At 66.5% G+C, this 18,939-nt stretch carries 16 protein-coding genes; 8 read left to right on the top strand and 8 right to left on the bottom strand.

Annotation, left to right across the window (positions count from 1 at the left end):
* The first annotated feature begins 178 nt into the window (after positions 1-178).
* A protein-coding gene (locus BVH73_RS15740; protein ID WP_154048448.1) for an IS5 family transposase occupies positions 179-941 on the top strand; the annotation gives its coding sequence in 2 pieces (ribosomal slippage) (positions 179-498 and positions 497-941; 765 coding nt in all).
* 94 nt (positions 942-1,035) lie between these two features.
* Here the strand turns inward: BVH73_RS15740 and BVH73_RS07615 are convergent.
* The gene (locus BVH73_RS07615) at positions 1,036-3,321 is read right to left on the bottom strand and encodes a heavy metal translocating P-type ATPase (protein ID WP_038167815.1); all 2,286 of its coding nucleotides are present in this window, start codon (positions 3,319-3,321) and stop codon (positions 1,036-1,038) included.
* An 88-nt stretch (positions 3,322-3,409) separates the two neighbouring features.
* On the opposite strand from BVH73_RS07615, the gene BVH73_RS07620 reads away from it, so the two are divergent.
* From BVH73_RS07620 to BVH73_RS07640, 5 genes are all read left to right on the top strand, one after another.
* Positions 3,410-3,880, top strand: coding sequence for a Cd(II)/Pb(II)-responsive transcriptional regulator (locus BVH73_RS07620; RefSeq protein WP_038167813.1), 471 nt, complete (start codon positions 3,410-3,412; stop codon positions 3,878-3,880).
* 165 nt (positions 3,881-4,045) lie between these two features.
* Entirely contained in the window at positions 4,046-6,346 is a 2,301-nt protein-coding gene (locus BVH73_RS07625; RefSeq protein WP_079417532.1) for a heavy metal translocating P-type ATPase, read from the top strand.
* Positions 6,347-6,445: 99 nt separating this feature from the next.
* A complete protein-coding gene (locus BVH73_RS07630; protein WP_031407539.1) occupies positions 6,446-6,841 on the top strand; it encodes a DUF302 domain-containing protein in 396 nt (131 codons plus the stop codon).
* A 90-nt stretch (positions 6,842-6,931) separates the two neighbouring features.
* Positions 6,932-7,183: an SHOCT domain-containing protein gene (locus BVH73_RS07635; RefSeq protein ID WP_031407537.1), complete on the top strand. Its 252-nt coding sequence runs from the start codon at positions 6,932-6,934 to the stop codon at positions 7,181-7,183.
* 10 nt (positions 7,184-7,193) lie between these two features.
* Positions 7,194-7,784 carry a hypothetical protein gene (locus BVH73_RS07640; protein WP_031407535.1) on the top strand — a complete coding sequence of 197 codons (591 nt, stop codon included), beginning with the start codon at positions 7,194-7,196 and terminating at the stop codon, positions 7,782-7,784.
* Positions 7,785-7,934: 150 nt separating this feature from the next.
* Here BVH73_RS07640 and BVH73_RS07645 read toward each other — a convergent pair whose 3' ends face one another.
* From BVH73_RS07645 to BVH73_RS07670, 7 genes are all read right to left on the bottom strand, one after another.
* A complete protein-coding gene (locus tag BVH73_RS07645; RefSeq protein WP_031407532.1) occupies positions 7,935-8,429 on the bottom strand; it encodes a protein-disulfide reductase DsbD domain-containing protein in 495 nt (164 codons plus the stop codon).
* Between the two features lie 7 nt (positions 8,430-8,436).
* Positions 8,437-9,609, bottom strand: coding sequence for a protein-disulfide reductase DsbD family protein (locus BVH73_RS07650; protein ID WP_079417534.1), 1,173 nt, complete (start codon positions 9,607-9,609; stop codon positions 8,437-8,439).
* Between the two features lie 14 nt (positions 9,610-9,623).
* Positions 9,624-10,124 carry a TlpA family protein disulfide reductase gene (locus BVH73_RS07655; RefSeq protein WP_031407528.1) on the bottom strand — a complete coding sequence of 167 codons (501 nt, stop codon included), beginning with the start codon at positions 10,122-10,124 and terminating at the stop codon, positions 9,624-9,626.
* 188 nt (positions 10,125-10,312) lie between these two features.
* Positions 10,313-10,462: a hypothetical protein gene (locus BVH73_RS15745; RefSeq protein ID WP_154048449.1), complete on the bottom strand. Its 150-nt coding sequence runs from the start codon at positions 10,460-10,462 to the stop codon at positions 10,313-10,315.
* Positions 10,463-10,629: 167 nt separating this feature from the next.
* Positions 10,630-13,878: an efflux RND transporter permease subunit gene (locus BVH73_RS07660; protein ID WP_079417536.1), complete on the bottom strand. Its 3,249-nt coding sequence runs from the start codon at positions 13,876-13,878 to the stop codon at positions 10,630-10,632.
* Positions 13,878-14,912, bottom strand: coding sequence for an efflux RND transporter periplasmic adaptor subunit (locus BVH73_RS07665; protein WP_079417538.1), 1,035 nt, complete (start codon positions 14,910-14,912; stop codon positions 13,878-13,880). The genes BVH73_RS07660 and BVH73_RS07665 overlap by 1 nt, the downstream gene beginning before the upstream one ends.
* Before the next feature lie 73 nt (positions 14,913-14,985).
* Positions 14,986-16,500: a TolC family protein gene (locus BVH73_RS07670; RefSeq protein ID WP_245800464.1), complete on the bottom strand. Its 1,515-nt coding sequence runs from the start codon at positions 16,498-16,500 to the stop codon at positions 14,986-14,988.
* A 110-nt stretch (positions 16,501-16,610) separates the two neighbouring features.
* Between BVH73_RS07670 and BVH73_RS07675 the strand changes: the two genes are divergently transcribed.
* Both BVH73_RS07675 and BVH73_RS07680 read left to right on the top strand, forming a co-directional pair.
* Positions 16,611-17,288: a heavy metal response regulator transcription factor gene (locus tag BVH73_RS07675; RefSeq protein WP_031407516.1), complete on the top strand. Its 678-nt coding sequence runs from the start codon at positions 16,611-16,613 to the stop codon at positions 17,286-17,288.
* A gap of 118 nt (positions 17,289-17,406) precedes the next feature.
* On the top strand, positions 17,407-18,915 hold the full coding sequence (locus BVH73_RS07680; RefSeq protein ID WP_245800465.1) for a heavy metal sensor histidine kinase: 1,509 nt from the start codon (positions 17,407-17,409) through the stop codon (positions 18,913-18,915).
* The last annotated feature ends 24 nt before the right edge of the window (positions 18,916-18,939 follow it).

Genomic DNA, 18,939 nt, shown 5'->3' on the forward strand with positions numbered 1-18,939 from the left:
GCAGACGAACGCCCAATAGCGGGAGAAGGTTCGAAAGGAGCGCATGAGTTTGAATGTGAGGGATGTACAGGATGTACAGCGATTTGTGTGCAGGCATCATAGCCAAAGCTCTGAGCTTGTCAATTATGTCTTGTTAACACTAATTGACTTAGGCATCTAGCTGCGAGAAAATGCGTGCATGGAAATCACGCCTGCGCAGTTCGCCCAAATCGAGCACTGCTTGCCGACGCAGCGAGGCAATGTCAGCTTGTCAAACCTGGATGTGTTGAATGCGATTCTGTACGTGGCCGAGCATGGCTGCAAATGGCGCGGCTTGCCCAGGCGGTTCGGCAACTGGCACACGATCTATACGCGGATGAATCGGTGGTCCAAGTCGGGCGTCATGGACCGAGTGTTCGAGGAGCTGCAGCGATCGCAGGTTGTGCGCATCAAGATCGAAACGGTTTCACTGGACAGCACCAGCATCAAGGTGCATCCGGATGGCACCGGGGCGCTAAAAAAACGGCACCCAATCCATCGGCAAATCTCGAGGCGGATGGAACACCAGGATTCATATGGTTGCCGCGGATGTTCGCACGGCCATAGCGTTCTCCTTGTCACCTGGCCAGGCGCACGACGCGCCGGCTGGACGGGCACTGCTCAGTCGCCTGGGTGCGCCAAACAGGCCGCTGCATCTGCTCATGGATCGGGCCTACGAGGGCAACGAGACGCGGCAGCTTGCCCTCGAACTCGGCTTCATCCCTGCGGTCCCGCCCCTGAAGACTCGGGTCGAGCCGTGGGAGTACGACCGAGCAATGGACAAGCGCCGCAATGAAGTCGAGCGATTGTTTCGGCGACTCAAGGGCTTTCGTCGCATCTTCTCGCGGTTCGAGAAGCTTGATGTCATGTTCGTCGGCTTCATCGGTTTCGCGCTGATCGCCGACGGCCTCCGGTTGTGTTAACACGGCCTAGGGCCCAGGAATGCCCGGGAAGACCCTGGCGGGCAGGGTCGATACCGTCAATGCGGCGATCAAATCGTACCAAGTCATCCCGTACTCACCGGCGCAGCAGTCGCATCCCGTTGAACACCACCAGAAGGCTGGCCCCCGTGTCGGCGAACACCGCCATCCACAGGGTCGCCACTCCGCTCAGGGCCAGCACGAAGAACACGGCCTTGATGCCAAGCGCGAGTGCGATGTTCTGCTTGAGAAGCATGGCCGTGCGCCGACTCAAGCTGATGAAGTCGGCAATCTTGCGCGGGTCGTCGTCCATGATGGCCACATCGGCGGTCTCCAGCGCCGTGGCGGTGCCGGCCGCCCCCATGGCGAAGCCGATCGTCGCACGCGCCAGCGCCGGCGCATCGTTCACTCCGTCGCCGACCATGCCGACCGACCCGTAGCGCCCAAGAAGCTCCGCGACAGCGGCTTGCTTGTCCTGCGGCAGCAGATTGCCGCGTGCATCCTTGATGCCGAGCTGAACGGCAATCGCCCGTGCCGTGGCCGGGTTGTCGCCGGTCAACATGACCGGTTCGACATGCAGCGACTTGAGGGACGCAACGGCCCGCGCGCTCTCCGGCCTCAGGGTGTCGGCAACGCCAAACACGGCCACCGGATCGGCCGCGTCACACAGAACGATGGCGGTTTTGCCGGCATTTTCCAGGACAGCAAGCCGCGCCTCCAGTGCCGCCGAACACCCCCCGATCTCTTCGACCAGACGGTGATTGCCCAGATGCCAATCCTGACCGGCAATACGGCCTGTGACGCCGCGCCCCTGGAGCACGCCGAAATCGTCGACGGGCAGGAGTGCGGCACCTGGCTGCTGCTCCCGCCAACCGGCAACCAGCGCCTGGGCGACCGGATGCGTGCTGTGGTCATCGAGGCTGGCGGCGATCCGCAAGGCTTGCGCGATCGGCATGTCGCCAAGCGGGATTGCATCGGTCAGCGCGGGCTTGCCGCGGGTCAGCGTGCCAGTCTTGTCGAGCGCCAGGGCTTTGAGCAGCCGGCCGCCTTCGAGAAAGGCCCCGCCCTTGACCAGGATGCCATGCCTGGCCGCCGCCGCAAGACCGCTGACCACCGTCACCGGGGTGGAGACCACCAAGGCGCAGGGGCAGGCGATGACCAGCATGACCAGGGCCTCGTACAGCCAGGAACTCCAGCTTCCGCCGGTCAGCAGTGGGCCGAGGATGGCCACGGTGATGGCGAAGACCACCACCGCAGGGGTGTAATACCGCGCGAATCGATCGACGAAACGCTGGGTCGGCGCGCGCTGTGACTGCGCGCTCTGGATGGCCAGGGCGATGCGGGCCAGGGTGCTGTCACCTGCCGAGGCCGTGACGGTGGCTTCCACCACGCCATCGGCAACGATGCTGCCGGCATACAGCAGGTCACCCGCTTGTTTGTCCACGGGCAGGCTCTCCCCGGTGATCGGCGCCTGGTTCAGCGCAGCACGGCCGAACTCGACGCGTGCGTCCAGCGGCACCCGCGCGCCGGCGCGTACCCGAATGCGGCGGCCGACGGCCACCTCGGCCACGGGCTTGGCCTCCCAGGCTTCGCCGATCTTGACCTCGGCGGTTTCCGGTGCGATTGCCGTGAGCGCCTTGATCGCGTTCCTGGCACGCTCCAGCGACAGCGCCTCGATCGCCTCGGCCACTGCGAACAGGAACACCACCATCGCCGCTTCCGGCCACTTGCCGAGAGCCACGGCCCCGACCACGGCGATGGACATCAGGAAGTAGATGTTGAGGGTCAGGTTGCTGAGCGCGATCCAGCCCTTTTTGAGGGTGGGCAGGCCGGCGCTCACGATGGACACAGCGGCAAGCGCCATCACCATCCATGAGGTCTCTCGCCCGGTCGACCAGGCGATGATCTCGGCCGCGACCGCGGCGACGCCAGCCACGGCGAGCAGACCTTTTTGCCGTGGACTGAGGGCAGGGGGAAGCACGGACGCTGGCGCGTTGGCTTCAAGCAGGCGTGGCGCCATGTCCAGCCTCTCCAGCGCTGCGGCAATCTCCCGGGGCTGGTCCAAACGGTGATACACCGTGAGTTCCCGATTCAGGAGGTTGAAGTCGAGCTGGACAACCCCGGGCATCCCCTCCAGCTTGTTGCGGATCAGGCGCTCCTCGGTCGGGCAGTCCATCTTGTCGATGCGGTAGCGCACCCGACTGGTTCCTTCGGGTGCCGGATTGGACTTGCAAACCCCCGTCAGACAGTCGGTCTGTGTCGCCGGAGCGCAGCAGGCATCGGCCGCCGCGTGCGTGTGGTGATCGTGGTCACAGGCGGGTCCATGGTCTTGCGCCTGGACAGGCAGGCGTAACGCTGTGCTGGTGTGGTCGTGCTGGCTCATGAAGGCGGATCTCGGTGAACAGTGCGATCATTGAACAGCCTGTACCTGCTACAGGGTCAAGTGCTTTTGCACGAGAGGGGAATGCATCATGCGAATCGGGGAATTGGCGCAGCGTGGCCACTGCGACGTGGAGACGGTGCGTTTTTACGAACGCGAGGGCTTGCTCGACGCGCCCGCCCGCGACGGCAACGGTTATCGCAACTACACCAGCGGCCATCTGGTGCAACTCAACTTCATTCGTCACTGCCGCTCTCTTGGCATGGGATTGCCGGACGTGCGCGTGTTGCGCGGCTTTCAGGAACATCCTGAATCTGCGTGCGACGCCATCAATCAGTTGATCGACCAGCAGATCGCGCGCATCCACCATCAGGTCGAATCACTGCGCCTGCTGGAGAAGCAGTTGCACGCGTTGCGCGAGACCTGCCAGGCCAACCGGACGGCGAGCGACTGCGGCATCATGCAGAACCTGCAACAGGCCGCGGCCAGCGGGCCATGCGAATGCCATGCGGAGCCGGTCGATCGGCCCGGAGCGGATCCTCGAGGTGGCGGGTCGGCGTGAGCGTAGGCGTGGGTCGGCGAAAGATGACAGAGTTTTAATGTCCCTGTCATGAACGGGACAGCGTTGCGGCGCTAAGGTGGAAACAAGCCGGTTTCCATACGGCGGAGCGGATTGATAGTCCGCTCCGCCGGCGCAGCCATCCGATTCAGGAACAAGACGGTCCCCATGAACACCACCAGCGTCATCGATGTCTCCGGGCTGGTGTCGAGTCTCTCCGCCCGCGGGGTCGAAAAGCAGCTCCGGCGCCTGCCCGGTGTCAGCGACGTGCAGGTCAACTACGTCGGGGGCAGCGCCACGGTCGTGCACGACGCGGCGTTGACAAACGTGGCCGCACTGCAGGCGCACGTCGCGCGGTGCGGCTATCACTGCCGTGGCGAGTCGGTTCCCGACCACCTGTGCGAGCCGCACGCGAAGGACGCCATGGCGCACGACATGGGTCACGGCGCCGGCATGGATGCGCACGCCATGGCACGGGACATGCGCAACCGGTTCTGGGTGTGCCTGTTGTTCACGGTCCCGCTGTTCGTGTACTCGCCCATGGGCGGCCTGTTCGCGCCCCCGGCGCCGCCCTTCGGTGTCGGGCTCAAGTACTGGCTGTTCGGCCTGGCCAGCGCCGCGGTGATCTATCCGGCCTGGCCTTTCTTCGTCGCGGCGGGACGCGCATTGCGCAACGGTGTGCTCAACATGGCCGTGCTGGTCGCGCTCTCCGTCGGCACAGGCTATCTGTTCAGCGTCGGCACGACTTTTTTCTTCGAGGGTGCGCAGTTCTACGAGGCCGTGTCGGTGCTGCTGGTGTTCATCCTGCTGGGGCACTGGCTCGAAATGCGCGCCCGCGCCGGCGCTTCCGAGGCGATCCGCGCGCTGATGAGCCTGGCGCCGCCCAAGGCGACGGTGCTGCGCGATGGTGCAGAATTCACGGTGGCAACCTCCGAGGTGCTGCCGGGCGACGTGGTGCTCATCCGCCCCGGTGACAAGATTCCGGTGGATGGCGAGGTGCTGGAAGGCGCCTCGCAGGTCGACGAGTCGATGCTGACCGGCGAGTCGATGCCGGTGGGGAAAAAACCCGGCGACGCGGTGATCGGGGCGACCATCAACAAGAGCGGCAGCTTCCGCTACCGCGCCACCAAGGTGGGCGCCGACACCGCGCTGGCGCAGATCGTCAAGCTGGTGCAGGAGGCGCAGAACTCCAAGGCGCCGGCGCAATTGCTGGCCGACCGCGCATCGCAATGGCTGGTGGTGATCGCCGTCCTGATCGGCGTGGCGACCTTCGTGTCCTGGTACGTCGTCCTCGGACAGCCGCTTCTGCTGGCGCTGGCACTCACCATCACCGTGTTCGTCATCGCCTGCCCTGACGCGCTCGGCCTCGCCACTCCGATGGCTGTGATGGTGGGGACGGGGCTCGGCGCGATGAACGGCATCTTGTTCAAGAACGCTTCCGCACTGGAGGACGCGACCCGATTGAACGTGGTGGTTTTCGACAAGACCGGTACGCTGACCCTGGGACAGCCGGAAGTGGTCGAGTTGGCGTTGGCTGCCGGAACAGCGGAAGACGACCTGCTGAAGACCGCCGCGGCCGTGGAGAAATTCTCCGAGCATCCGCTGGCGCTAGCAATCCTCAAGCGCGCCCGGGGCCTTGCACTGGAACCCGCCGGCGCGTTCACCAATGTCGACGGCATGGGTGCCCGGGCAGAACTGGGCGGCGACACTGTGCTGCTGGGCAACGCCAAGTTGATGGCGCTCGACACGGTGGACATGAACGGCCTCGAGGCCGCATCGCAGCGCCTGCAGGGACGGGGGCGCACGGTGGTGCACGTCGCGCGCGCAGGGCGGCTGCTCGGCCTCGTCGCCATTGCCGACGCCGTGCGCCCGACCTCAGCACCCACCGTAACGGCGCTCCACGCAAGGGGCGTGCAGGTGGCCATGCTGACCGGCGACAACCGGGCGACGGCGGAGCGCATCGCCCGCGAGATCGGCATCGACATCGTGTTGGCCGACGTGCTGCCCGGTGACAAGGCAGCAAAGGTCAAGGAGTTGCAGGCGCAGGGAAAGCGAGTCGGCATGGTGGGCGACGGCATCAACGATGCACCGGCGCTGACGCAGGCCGACGTCGGCTTCGCCATCGGCGCCGGAACCGATGTGGCGATCGAAAGCGCCGACGTGGTTCTGATGAAAAGCGATCCGTTAGATGTCGTCGGCGCGATTGTGCTGTCGCGCGCTACGCTGCGCAAGATGCATCAGAACCTATGGTGGGCAGTGGCCTACAACGTCATTGCGTTTCCAGTGGCTGCAGGAGTGTTCTACCCCTTCACCATCAGCCCGGAAGTGGCGGCGCTCGCCATGTCGGGCAGCTCGGCGCTGGTGGCAGTCAATGCCCTGATGCTCAAGCGCACCCGGTTGACCGGCATTCACATCGGCCCGGCCACGAGCGCCGTGGCTGGGCCGCAGGTAGCAACAGCGCAGGCGTGACATGCAGTGGACAGAGCCATGCGCCATACGATCCCATCAAGGACCGTGCACCACCATCTTCAACCCGTTCATTCCTTTCCAAAACTCGGAGAGTTACCCATGAGTGACTACGTCTTTACCGTGACCAGCCCCAAAGGCTTCGAGGCCACCGTGCAAGCGGCGACCGAGGCATTGCAACAGGAGGGCTTCGGCGTACTGACCACCATCGATGTGGCCGCCACGCTTAAGGCCAAACTCGGCATCAAGGAACGTCCCTACCTCATCCTCGGAGCCTGCAATCCGCACTATGCCCATCAGGCCTTGCAAGCCGAGCCGGATATTGGCGCGCTGCTGCCCTGCAATGTCGTCGTGCGGGAAGAGGCGGACGGCAGGGTCAGCGTAGTGTTCATGGATCCAGCGGCCGTGCTCGGCATGGTCAAGCGCCCCGAGGTGGACAAACTCGGCGGCGAAGTGCGCGACAAGCTCAAGCACGTCGCCGAGGCCCTGCGCGCCTGAGGGCTGGGTCGGAGCCGTCATCATCAAGGCGCTGATTCGGTCCAGCCGGTCGGTGCCTGGTTATTGTGAACATTCAAAGGGAGCATGGTCATGGGCTATGGATATGGAATGATGGGCGGATGGGGCGGCTTCGGTTTGGGCTGGCTCTTCATGCTGGTGTGGTGGGGTTTGATTCTCGCCGTGCTTGTGGGTTTGATCCGATGGCTGTTCACGGGCCATTCGGGCGATTCCGGGGCGCGATCCGACAGCAAAAGGCACTTGGACATTCTGAAGGAGCGCTACGCCCGCGGGGACATCGACCGCGACACCTACGACCGCATGCGGCGCGAGCTGGAAAGCTGAGGTCCGGATCATGAAACCGCTACCGAAGTGGTTGCTCGCGCTGGCGATCGTGCTGTTCGCTTTTTACCTGCTCTTAATCCCCGAATTCGGCGCTGTCCCCTTCTGGGGTCAGCGATGGGAAGCGGGCGCACCGCCCCCCTGGCGTGAAAGGGTCGGCTGGTGGGGACCACGATTCGGATACGGCATGATGAACGGCCCGGTCAGGGACTGGGGTGCGCTCGGCGTTCAGGGCGATCACGGCTATGGTGACGACGGCGGTTATGGCTACGGCATGATGGGCGGGGGCATCTGGCCGGCGGCCAGGGGCACTTGGCAGGAAACGTTCACGCCGCAGCAGCGTGTGCGCATTGGGCAGATCCAGGCCGAGGCCTTGCGTCAGGAAGGCGCCTTGCAGGCGCAGCTCTACGCCGCTCGGGCCAACCTGCTGGCGGTCAACTCCGTGGCCACGCCCGATCCGGCGGCACAGGCCAAGGCCGGCGCCGCGGTTGCCCAAATCCTGCGGCAAATCGTCCAAATACGCCTTCGGGCGGAGCAGCAAATCCAGGTTGCGTTGAGCGCCCCGCCGCAGCCGACAGCGACATCGTCAGCGCCCGGCTCCTGACCTGTGCGACGGGTGGGTTCTGGGATGCAGGGCGGGCCACTACGGCGAGGCAACATTAGCCCGCTGAATCTGAGCCCTGGGGCCGCTGGGCCATGCCGAGTTTCGTGGACGCCGCCGGCGGTATCCCTCGAGCACGCATGGATGTCGCGTTCATCGCGACGAAGCGATAAGCGTTGCGGGTGGAAGACATAGCCCCTTGTCAGCACAGGCTTGGACCCGCACCTGTAGGTGGACACTGCGCAGGCTGGACAGACCGGGTAGTGCGATGCGTGTGCCATTTTCGTAGACCCGGATGATCTTGCCGTCGACCCGTAGGCCAATGTCCTGACCAGGTGGGTAGCTCGGCTGGAGATCCAGCACGTGGCCGCCACGTTGCACGACGATCGTGACAGGGATCAAGTAAGGAGCCGACGGCGGATTTGCGTAAACATGCCAGCCCGGCTGGATGTGCAACGTCACCACAGCATCGCGGCCATCGACCGCGGCGCCAGCGCGAACCTTCATGGAGGAGTCGACGAGGTTGGCGGGGATGCTCGCGCCGAAGCCAGGAGGGTGGGTGGCCCGGATCAGCAACATGGCAGCAAGCACAAGGGCAAGAACGATGAACGAGGCGATGGCAATGCGTAGGGTTCTTGGATTCATCATGAGTTCTCTATCGGTGGATGGCATTCAAATCGCCGAGAAGCGCGTCGGCCGTGAACAATCCTGAAAGATGATCGATCTCCCTCCCATGTCGATCCAGGATCGCCACGAACGGCAGACCATCTCCGCCGTACGCGGCAAGCAGCTGTTGCAGTTCTGGGTTGGGGCGTGTCAAGTCGACTTGCAGTGGGACGTCACGGCCGGCGCGCAGAACTTGCACAACGCGCGAGTCGCGGTAGACGGTTTTCTCCAGAAACCTGCAATTCAGGCACCACTGCGCGGTGAACTCGACCAGCGCAGGTCGATGCAGACTGGCAATCTCGGTGATCTGAGCTGCCTTGAGCGGCTGCCAGGGGATGCCCTGCGATGGGGCGGGCCAGATCCCCGCACTCAGGTAGACCAAAGCCAGTGAAGGAAGGCTCGATAGTGGCGCGGCCCAGCGGGAGGCGCGATCTGCGGCGCGAATGCTCGTTGCGAAGATCCACAGCATGATCCCGACAACCAAGCTGAACCATAGCGCTTTGTCGAGCATGGCTGGAACCAGGCTTTGCGCGAAAAAGACTGCGGCACCGGCAAGCAGCCAGCCGAAGCTTTGACGCACTACGTCGGTCCAAGCCCCCCCTCGCGGCAGTCGATCCAGCAGCCCGGGCTTCAGAAGCAGAATGGCGTAGGGCAGAGCCAGACCGAGGCCGATGGCCATGAAAATGATCACAATCTCTGTCGCTGGCCGGGTGAGAGCAAACACGAGGATCCCACCCAGCAAGGGGCCGGTGCAGGGAGAGGACAAAAGGGCACTGACCAGGCCGGAGATCAGTGGCTCGGCAAAACGATCGCCTCCCATTCTGGCGATGACCGGAGGAATGGGCAATCCGCGCCCCGTGAAATTCATCACCGCCATCGCGAGAAGGACGATAACCAAGCCGATCAGCACGGCCTGTGATTGGAACAGCACACCCCATTGAAGATGCAGCAGCGCTGTGGCCAGCCCCAGGGGGGTGAAAAACAAGAGGGAGCCTGCAGCGAACAGGCTGGCAGACAGGGCACGGGTTGCCGGTTTTTCTCCCGCTTCGCGCAGGATGGTGCGAACCTTGATTGGAATGACCGGCAGCACGCATGGCGTCAGGTTGAGGAGCATGCCTGCGCCGAGCGCGAGCATGACTTCGAGGATGAGTGAGCTGTCCATGGGGCTTGGTCCTTTCAAGCGTTTTTAGCCAGTTCGTGTTGGATCAGCCGATCGAGTTCAGAAAGGTCTGGCTCGCCGAGAATCCTCTTGACGATGTTCCCTTGCTTATCGACCAGAAACGTGGTCGGAGTCAGGCGCACGTCGTAAAACTCGCGAGCCAGACCGCCGCCCACGTCTTTGGCAACACCGAACGGCAAATGCCGGGTCGAGGTGTAATCGGTGACATAGGGCAGCGGGTCATAGCGCATATCCACCGCAATGAACTCGAAATCCCTTCCCTTGAATCGCTCGTACGTCTTGCCCATTTTGGGCATTTCCTTGATACAGGTGGCGCAGCTCGTGGCCCAGAAATTCACCAGATAGACCTGGCCTCGCAGGGAAGAGGTTGAAAGCGTTCTTCCAGACAGCAGCACAAACGTCGCCTGCGGGACAGCCCGCCTCCTAGCCAGGACAAAATAGGTCATGCCGGCCATGACGAACACCACGATGGCAGCAATTGTGAAACGCACACGCATGATTTCACCTCGATCGATGTTTTCAAGAAGACTGTGGCGATCGGCTCCCCCAGCTTCATCGCGGAACGATGCTCCCGGACCGGGTCCGGAGGCTGGTCGCTTGGATGAGCCAGGGACAGAAAGCGACCTCGCAGATTGACCTGCTGCCGCAGCGCTGAGGCCGGGCGAATGCCAGCTTTGAGGGGTGATCAGACCCTGGGCGGGTGATAAGGGATGTCCGGCGCCGTGGCCGCCTGGCTAAGCGGGGCGAACAGGGCGCCGGCGAGGAGCGGTGGAACGGCCGACAGCAGTCGTCCGGCGGCGCGCAGGGAGCGGGATGCGATGGTGGTGTTGGTCATGGCAGTCTCCTTGGCGAGGGGATCGAAGGGGAAGGACGGCAGCGCCCATCGCGGCGCGTCAGTTGGGGGCGAAAAGGCGGCATTCCTGCCAGGCTTGGTTGGCAGGCCAAGTGGCCATGCTGAGTTGGTTTGATGGGGTTTTGTCTGCCGGGTTTCATGCGCGGCATTCATGCACGGCTTTCGCGCTGCGCCGGCGCCACGCCGAAGCGCAGCGCCAGTTGCGGCAGCACGAACAGGTTGTACAGCAGGCTGGTGAGCAGACCGCCGAGGAGGGCCACGGCCATGGGGCCTTCAATTTCGCGGCCTGGCGCATGCAGGCCCAGCGCCAGCGGCAGCACGCCGAGGGCCGTGACCAGCGAGGTCATGACGATCGCGGCGAGGCGGTCGGCCACGGCGCGCAGCAGGGTGTCGGCGTTCCATGCCAGCCCATGTTCGCGCTGCAACTGGCCGACGTGGGCGAAGATGAGAATGGCGTTGCGCAGGCTGATGCCCATCAGCGCCAGCAGGCCGATGACTGCGCCCAGCGACAACACGCCGCCCACCAGCCAGGCGGCAAACACCCCGCCAGCCCAGGCCGCGGGCACGGACAGCAGCACCAGCAGCACTTGCCGCGTGGTGGTCGATGCGGCCTGGCGTGGTGTGATCGCCGCCGCATCGCCAGCGGCGGTGGTGGCATTGCGCCCCAGTGCCATGGACAACAACAGCATCAGCCCGGCGAACACCCCGAGCACGTCCACCCCCAGCCGCTGCAGCGTGGCGTTGCGCTGCGCCGCATCGCCCTGGAACTGCAGGCTGACGCCGGGCGGCACTTGAACCTGCGCGTGGATGGCGGTCTGGGCGCGCTGCACGAAGCTGGTGATGTCGGCCGAGGTGGTCGATGCCAGCACCGTTTGCACCCGCTGCTCGCCGAGGTGGCGAATGTCCGACGGGCCACTGGCGGCGCTGATGCTGGCCAGCTGGGCCAGCGGAACGAAGCCCAGCGACGGGGTGTGGATGAGCAAGTCGCCCAGCGCCTGCGGGTTGTTGCGTGCACTGCGCGTCAGCACCACGCGTACCGGCACCGGAACGGAACCGTGGAACACCGTGCCTGCGCTGCTGCCGGCAAAGGCGGTGTGGATGGCCTGCAGCACCGGCAGCGGCTGCAGGCCCCAGGCGCGCAGCGCCTGGGGCTTGAGCGCGATGTCGAGCTGCGGCACGCCGGGCGGGGTTTGCAGTTGCACGCCGGTGGCGGTGGGCAGCGCGGCCAGGACCGCCGCAACCCGCTTGGCCACTGCGTCAATCGCCGGCAGATGGGTGCCCAGCACCTGTACCACCAGCGGGGCGCCGCCGCCGCCGGCCACGGTATTGTCCAAGCGCTCGGTGAGAAAGCTGTTGATGCGGAAGCTGGCGCCGGCAAAGCCGTCGACCACGTGTCGAATGGCGGTGAGCGCCTGCGCCGAATCGGCCCCCGGCTTGAGGTTGACGTCGAGCGAGCTGCTCTGTGTGCCGGAGGCGTCGGGCGACAACGCGGCGCGCCCCGTGTGCTGGGCGACCAGGCGCACTTCGGGTAACTGCTCCAGCGCTTTCACCACGCGGGCGCCTTCGTCCAGCGAGGCCTGAATGGACGCGCCCGGCGCCAGCCGCATGTGCACGATGTACTGCCCTTCCTGCAGCGGCGGCAGAAAGCTGCCGCCCATGCCCCGCGCCAGCAGCGCCGCGCCGATGACGAGCAAGAGCATGATGATGGAAGCCGGCAGCCAGTACGGCAGCAGCAGCCGCAGCAAGGCGGTGTAGCCGCGCTGGGCCACACGCACCGGGGCGGGGGTGTGCAGGGGCGTTGAAGTGCGTGCTGCTGCGGACATTGACGTGGACGTGCCGTGCTGCGGCTTGGTGCCGTCCGGCATGGCGCGGTGCTGGCCGCGCCGCGCCAGCAGCAGCGCGGCCAGCGCCGGGGTGACGGTGAGCGCCACCAACAGCGAGGCCAGCACCGCCAGCGCATAGGCCTGCGCCAGCGGTGCGAACAGCCGCCCGGACAACCCCGGCAGCAGCAGCACCGGCACCACCACCAGCAGCACGGCGGCGGTCGCGTACACCACCGCGCCGCGCACTTCCAGGCAGGCGGCAAGGATGACGCGCAGCGGCTGCTGCGGCTGTTCGGCCACGGCGTTGTCGCGCAGCCGCCTCAGGATGTTCTCGACGTCGATCACCGCGTCGTCCACCACCACGCCGATGGCGATGGCCAGGCCGCCGAGGGTCATCACGTTCAGTGTCACGCCCATCCACACCAGCACCGTGAGGGCGGCCAGCAGCGACAGCGGAATGGCGAGCGAGGAGATGAGCGCGGCGCGCCAGTCCAGCAGCGTGAGGGCGATGACCAGCACCACCAGAGCAGCGCCCAGCAAGAGCGAGTCACGCACGTTGTGCATGGCGATGGTGATGAAGTCGGCGGGCCTGAACAGCGTGCCGTGCAGGGTGATGCCTTGCGCTTGCAGACCTGCGCGATGCTGCTGCAGCACGGCCTGCACCGCGCGCGTCACCTGCATGGTGTTGGCGCCGTAAGACTCCTGAATCTTGATGATCACCGCCGGCTCGCCGCTGACGCTGCCCCCGCCGATCGCGGGCAGCGAGGCGTAGCCCACCCGCGCCACGTCGCCTAGCGTCACCACCCCTTGTGGCGTGGCGCGCAACACCGTGGCGGCCAGCGCCTGCGGCGTGGGCGCGAGGCCGTGGCTGACCAGCAGCACGCGCTGCTCGGGCGTGGCCATGAAGCCGCCGCCCAGCAAACCGCTGGCGTGTTGCGTGGCGGCCAGCACCTCCTGCAGATCGAGCTGAAAACGCTGCAGCGTCTGCGGATTCACCAGCACCTGCAGCGCACGTGTCTGCTGGCTGAAGATCAGGACGTTGTCCACACCCGGCACCGCCATGAGTTGCGGCCGGATGCGCCATTGCGCAATGGACTGCAGATCCATCAGACTGTGGCGTTGCGATGTGAGCCCAGCCATCAGCACCGTGCCGGTGCTGGAGGTCAGCGGAATCAACTGCGGCGCACCGACGCCTGTGGGCAGGTGCACGGTGGCAAGGTGCTGCGCCACGCGCCAGCGGTCGTCCTGAAGCTTGGTGCCCGACTCGAAATACAGCTTCAGGATGGAGAGGCCCGGGAGGCTTTTCGACGTTACCTGCTTGACGCCAAGCATGCCGCTGGACGCCGCCTCCAGCGGGTCGGTGACGAGCAATTCAACCTGCTCGGGCGACAGGCCGGGAGCTTCGGTCTGCACCTTCACCATCTTGGCGGCGAATTCGGGAAATACATCGGTACTGGCCTGGCGCGCGAAATTGACCGCCAGCGCCGCCAACAGCACGGCCAGCGTCAGCACCACGCCACGGCGATGAATGCTGGCGCCTATCAGCGCCGCCTGCAGACCACGGGCGCGGGCCATCAGTCGTCGTCCCCGGCGGTTGTGTCATGCGCGGCGGGCTTGGCTTGTGTCTTGGGCGGCGGCGTGAGCAGCAGGGCTGCGCCGTGCGTCACCACATCCAGGGCAGCCCAGCCGGGCTGCATGTAACCGGCTTTCAGCGGCCAGGCGGTGGACAACGCGTGGGCAGTGAACCGGCGTGCATTGTTGGCTGCGGGCGTGGACGTGAACACCAGCGCCTGGCCGTCCGACCACACCACGGCGCCGGCAGGCAGCAGCACGCCTTGTTGCGCCTGGCCGGACTGCACCTGCGCCAGCAATTGCAGCCCCGGCATCAGGCCACTCGCGGCCGGGCTGGTGACGACAAAGCGCAGCCCCTGCACATGGGCCGAAGCCGCCGCCGCCGGGCCGATGACGGTGGCGGGAAGCCAGCCATCGCGCAGCTCGCCCGAGCCCCCGGGGACATACAGCCGCACCTGTGCTACCGCAGGCAGATTGGTGCCTGGTGGCAGGGTGAGATCGACGATGAGTTCGCGCCCGCTGGCGATGGCGCTGCGCAGCGCGGGTGTCGTTTGCAGCCGCGCCGCCAGTGCCGGGCCGAGGCTGGCCGTGAGTTCGGCTTGCGCCGCCTGCAGCGTGGCTTGCGCCACAGCCCCCTGCGCCTGGGCCGTTTGCGCCGCGGTCTGCGCCTGTTGCACTTCGGCCAGCGCAATGTTCTGCCCGGCCTGGAACAAGCCCTGCGCCCGCTGCGCCTGCAATTGCGCGAGTCGCAAACTGCTACGCGCCGCCGCGAGTTGCGCGCGAGCCATGTCCAGCGCGCTCAGGTCGCGCAAGAGCGCGGCCGGGCTTTGCACCGTGGCGCTGGCCTGAAACGTCCGGCGATACGCGCCTGGCGCGAGGTGCTGGATCTGCAGGTCGGCGCTGACGATTTGCGCCTGGCTCCACTGAACCGCCTGTGGCAGCGCGGCGTGGGCCGGCGTGGTGCCGAGGGTCAGTGCGGCGGCCACGGCCAGCGTGAAAAAGCGTGGCAATGACGGCGGATTTAGAGGTGTTGGCATGATGGCTTCATCGATGTTTGTGCGAGAGCGTTGGGCGTTGATCGCTGGCGGCGGCACGCCACAGGCGCGGCGCTCATCGCGCTTCTGAAAATTGGGAGTGCCACCCCACGGCGGAAAGATGTGGTGAGGTCTTGAGCTGCGGCGCCAAGGGAGCAGCGGCGGGTGCCGCGGTTTTTCGCATCTGCGCATCCGGTGGCTTCAGCTCATGCTGCAAAACCGCTTGCAGCGCGCCCAGCGCCTGCCATTGCGCGGTGCGGGCCTGCAGCGCGGCGTGTTCCGTGGCGAGGGCGCGCAGCTTCGCGCGCAGCACTTGCACCGGGCCGATCAGGCCCTGGTTCTGGGCGGCCTCGTCGGCTTGCAGCAGTTCCAGGTTCTCCGCGCGCAGGCTGTCGGAGCGGCGGGTTTCGTCTTGCGCGGCCTGCAACGCGGCCTCGGCCTGTTCGATGCGCTCAAGCACCTGCCCCTGCACCTGCTGCAGCACCGCCCGGGTCTGTGACAAACGGGCGCGGGCGGCGGCAATTTGTCCCTGGTGCTGGTTGAACAGCGGCAGCGGCACGCGGGCGCTGAGGGTCAGGCGGTTCACCCCCTGGTCGCGTTCGGCGCCGGGCGCAATCATCGGCGGCCCGCCGTCGCGCAGCGCCTGCGCCAGTTGCAGCGCGGCTTGCGCGGCCTGTTCCTGTTGCCAGGCGGCGCGCACGTCGTCGCGGTGCGCCAGGGCGATGCCGCGCAGCTGTGTCAGGCGTGCGGCGTCGGGCTGTGGCGGGGCGGCGGCCAACGCGGAGAAGTCAATGTGCACTGCGCGCAAGGCGGCGTCGGGCACGCCCAGCGCGGCGGCCAGCGCAGCATGTGCGACCTGTTCCAGCCCCAGGTCGCGGCTGCGTTGCAGGGCTGCGGTTTGCGCGGCGGCTTGAGCCAGCGCGGCGGCCAGTGGCGAGTCCCAGCCACCTTGGGCGCGGGCGGTGGTGCGGCCTTGCAGTTCCAGGGCGACGTCCAGCACCTGCTGTTGCAACTGGGTCTGCTGCTGCGCCGCCCACAGCGCGACATAAGCCTGCTGCACGCGCGAGCGCACTTTCCAGCTTGCGCCGCGCAACAGCAAGCGTGCCGCACGCACACCGGCCGCGGCCTGCGCGGCCTGAGCCTGGCGCTGCGCGTGCGACTCCAGCAGCAGGCCGATGGCCGCGCCGACGGTCCACGGGCTCGGCGCCATCAGCGCCGCCGCACTGCCGTATTTCAGGCCGAGCTGCAGGCTGGGGTTGGGCCATTGCTTGGCGATCTGTAAATCAGCCTCGGCCAATTGCACGCCGGCACGGTCCACCCGCAGGGCGGGATGAAAGTACAGCGCGGCAAGACTCAAGCGTTGCAGCGTCCAGGCTTGATCGGCAGGCTGCGGTGCGTTCATTTGCAAAGTGATGAAACGTTGCAAACCAAGGTCGAACAAGCTGCGCCGCACCAGCGCCTGCGCGCTGGCCTGCGGCGTGACGCCGGGCGCAGGAGGTGGCATGCTGGCACAGCCGGCGAGCAAGGCGGCGAGCAGGCCAGCCAGCAAGGGCTTGCTGGATACGCGGGGCGGCATGAGGGCAGTTCGCATGGCTGGATGTTGCGGCGCAACCACTGGCGCCAACATGACGACAACATGACGATTTGGTCATGTTGCAGACGGACACGCGACAAAGCCCGGCGCGGGTTGACAATTCGGGCATGCGCATCCTGATCGTGGAAGACGAGGCCAAGACCGCGGCCTATCTCAAACGTGGTTTGGGCGAGAATGGCTTTGTCGCCGACGTCGCCGCGGACGGCACCGATGGCCTGCATCTGGCCCTCACCGAGCCTTACGACCTCGTCGTGCTCGACGCCATGCTGCCGGGTCGCGACGGCTGGAGCGTGCTGCGCGAGTTGCGGCGCAAGCTGGCCACTCCGGTGCTGATGCTGACCGCACGGGACGGCGTGGCCGACCGCGTGCGCGGGCTGGAACTGGGGGCGGACGATTACCTGGTCAAGCCCTTCGCGTTTTCCGAGTTGCTGGCGCGGGTGCGTAGCGTGCTGCGGCGCGGGCCGGCGCGCATGCCCGAAGTGGTGGAGGTGGCTGATCTCAGCGTCGATCTGCATCGCCAGCGCGCCGAGCGCGGCGGCCAGCGGCTGGCGCTCACACCCAAGGAGTTCGCCCTGCTGGCGCTGCTGGCGCGGCGCGCGGGCGAGGTGCTGTCGCGCACGCTGATTGCCGAGCAGGTGTGGGACATGAATTTCGCCAGCGACACCAATGTGGTGGACGTGCACATCCGTCGCCTGCGCAGCAAGCTCGACGACCCCTATCCCACGCCGCTGCTGCATACCGTGCGCGGCGTGGGCTATGTGCTGGAGGCGCGCGATGCGCGGTGAGTCCGGCGAGGCCGCCTCTCCCACCCTGCCTCCCCCGCAGGGTGGGAGAGGTGAAAACGGCGCGGCGCGAAGGACAGGCCGCTTCTTGCCTGCACCGTCGCGAGACACGGGCGGTGGCTTGTCTCCTCCTCACTGGTGGGGAGGGTTTGCGCTGCGCCGCCTGCGCCAATACGGCCTGCCGCCGCGTTCGCTCGCGGCGCGCATGGCAGCGGCGTTTGCGCTCACCCTGGCGCTCATCCTGCTGGCCGCCAGCACCTGGGTGTACTGGGGTTTGAACGCGCGGATGATGCAGGAAGACCGCGAATCGGTGCTGCGCAAGCTCGATACCGCGGTGGCGGTGCTGCGCAGCCACGCCGCCGACAGCGACGAACTGCGCCAGGAGGCTTACCTGCCGCTGCCGCCAGACGCGCCGCGCGATCTGTTCCTGCGGCTGCGCGCTGCCGATGGCCGGGTGCTGTTGCAGACCCCCGGCTTCAACGCGGCGCTCGACGCGGCGCGTTTCGATGCGCTGCAGGCCAATGGCGCGCCAAGCCTGCGCAAAGTGCAGCTGCATCACGATCTGCATTTCCTCACCGCTATGCTGCCCGTGATGGGGCGGCTTTCCGCCGGCGCGCCGCTGCAGCCCATGCGCATCGAGGTGGCGCTGAACCGCAGCACCGAGTCGCACATCCTGGCCGACTACCGCCTGCGCCTGACGGTGGTCCTGCTCACCGCCATTCTGGTGGCCGCAGCCGCGGGTTACGTCATCGCCTGGCGCGGCCTGCGCCCCTTGCGCCACATGGCCGACGCCGCGCGCGACATCGGCGCGCAAGATCTGCACCGGCGCCTGGACACCCAGCATCTGCCGGATGAGCTGCACACCCTGGCGCTGTCGTTCAACGCCACGCTGCAGCGACTGGAGGAATCGTTCGGCCGCATTTCGCAGTTCTCCGCCGACATTGCCCACGAGTTGCGCACACCTATTTCCAACCTCTGGGGCGAGCTGGAAGTGGCGCTGGGCCGCCCGCGCGAGCCGGGGCAATACCGCGAGGCGCTTGAGTCGGCGGTGGAGGAATGCGCGCGCTTGTCGAACATGATCCAGGCCTTGTTGTTCCTGGCGCAGACCGAGCAGCCTGACGCCGCGCTGCGCTTGGAGCGTCTGGATGCGGCGTATGAACTGAACGCCCTGGCCGAGTTCTTCGATGCCGCCGCAGCCGAGGCCGGGGTGCGCCTGCAGGTGCAGGCGGCGTCCGGGCTGGCGCTGCGCGCCGACCGCATGTTGCTGCAGCGCGCCTTGGTCAACCTCATCGGCAACGCGCTGGCGCACACGCCTGCAGGCGGCGTGGTGACGCTGTCCGCCCAGCCATGCGCTGCGCTGTCCACCCAGGCCCAAGGCGCGTGTCTGCACCTTGAAGTGGCCGACACCGGCTGCGGCATCGCCGCCGAGCACCTGCCCTATCTGTTCGACCGCTTCTACCGCGCCGATCCGGCGCGCAGCCGCAGTCGCGGTGGCCTGGGGCTGGGCCTGGCGCTGGTGCGCAACATTGTTCGCCTGCATGGCGGCGGGGTGGGCGCCGCCAGCAGCATGGGGCAGGGCACGCGGGTGTGGCTCGACTGGCCCGCCTGGGAGAGCGCGCCGCAGGGTTGAGCGCCCCTTTGGCCCCTTGGTCCC

It is taken from the genome of Thiomonas intermedia (genome assembly GCF_002028405.1).
Taxonomy (GTDB): Bacteria; Pseudomonadota; Gammaproteobacteria; order Burkholderiales; family Burkholderiaceae_C; genus Thiomonas; species Thiomonas intermedia.

Coding starts and splice junctions, on each gene's coding strand:
- BVH73_RS07615 (WP_038167815.1), bottom strand. CDS start 3,321: ATGAGCCAGCACGACCACACCAGCACAGCGTTACGCCTGCCTGTCCAG.
- BVH73_RS07620 (WP_038167813.1), top strand. CDS start 3,410: ATGCGAATCGGGGAATTGGCGCAGCGTGGCCACTGCGACGTGGAGACG.
- BVH73_RS07625 (WP_079417532.1), top strand. CDS start 4,046: ATGAACACCACCAGCGTCATCGATGTCTCCGGGCTGGTGTCGAGTCTC.
- BVH73_RS07630 (WP_031407539.1), top strand. CDS start 6,446: ATGAGTGACTACGTCTTTACCGTGACCAGCCCCAAAGGCTTCGAGGCC.
- BVH73_RS07635 (WP_031407537.1), top strand. CDS start 6,932: ATGGGCTATGGATATGGAATGATGGGCGGATGGGGCGGCTTCGGTTTG.
- BVH73_RS07640 (WP_031407535.1), top strand. CDS start 7,194: ATGAAACCGCTACCGAAGTGGTTGCTCGCGCTGGCGATCGTGCTGTTC.
- BVH73_RS07645 (WP_031407532.1), bottom strand. CDS start 8,429: ATGATGAATCCAAGAACCCTACGCATTGCCATCGCCTCGTTCATCGTT.
- BVH73_RS07650 (WP_079417534.1), bottom strand. CDS start 9,609: ATGGACAGCTCACTCATCCTCGAAGTCATGCTCGCGCTCGGCGCAGGC.
- BVH73_RS07655 (WP_031407528.1), bottom strand. CDS start 10,124: ATGCGTGTGCGTTTCACAATTGCTGCCATCGTGGTGTTCGTCATGGCC.
- BVH73_RS15745 (WP_154048449.1), bottom strand. CDS start 10,462: ATGACCAACACCACCATCGCATCCCGCTCCCTGCGCGCCGCCGGACGA.
- BVH73_RS07660 (WP_079417536.1), bottom strand. CDS start 13,878: ATGGCCCGCGCCCGTGGTCTGCAGGCGGCGCTGATAGGCGCCAGCATT.
- BVH73_RS07665 (WP_079417538.1), bottom strand. CDS start 14,912: ATGCCAACACCTCTAAATCCGCCGTCATTGCCACGCTTTTTCACGCTG.
- BVH73_RS07670 (WP_245800464.1), bottom strand. CDS start 16,500: ATGCGAACTGCCCTCATGCCGCCCCGCGTATCCAGCAAGCCCTTGCTG.
- BVH73_RS07675 (WP_031407516.1), top strand. CDS start 16,611: ATGCGCATCCTGATCGTGGAAGACGAGGCCAAGACCGCGGCCTATCTC.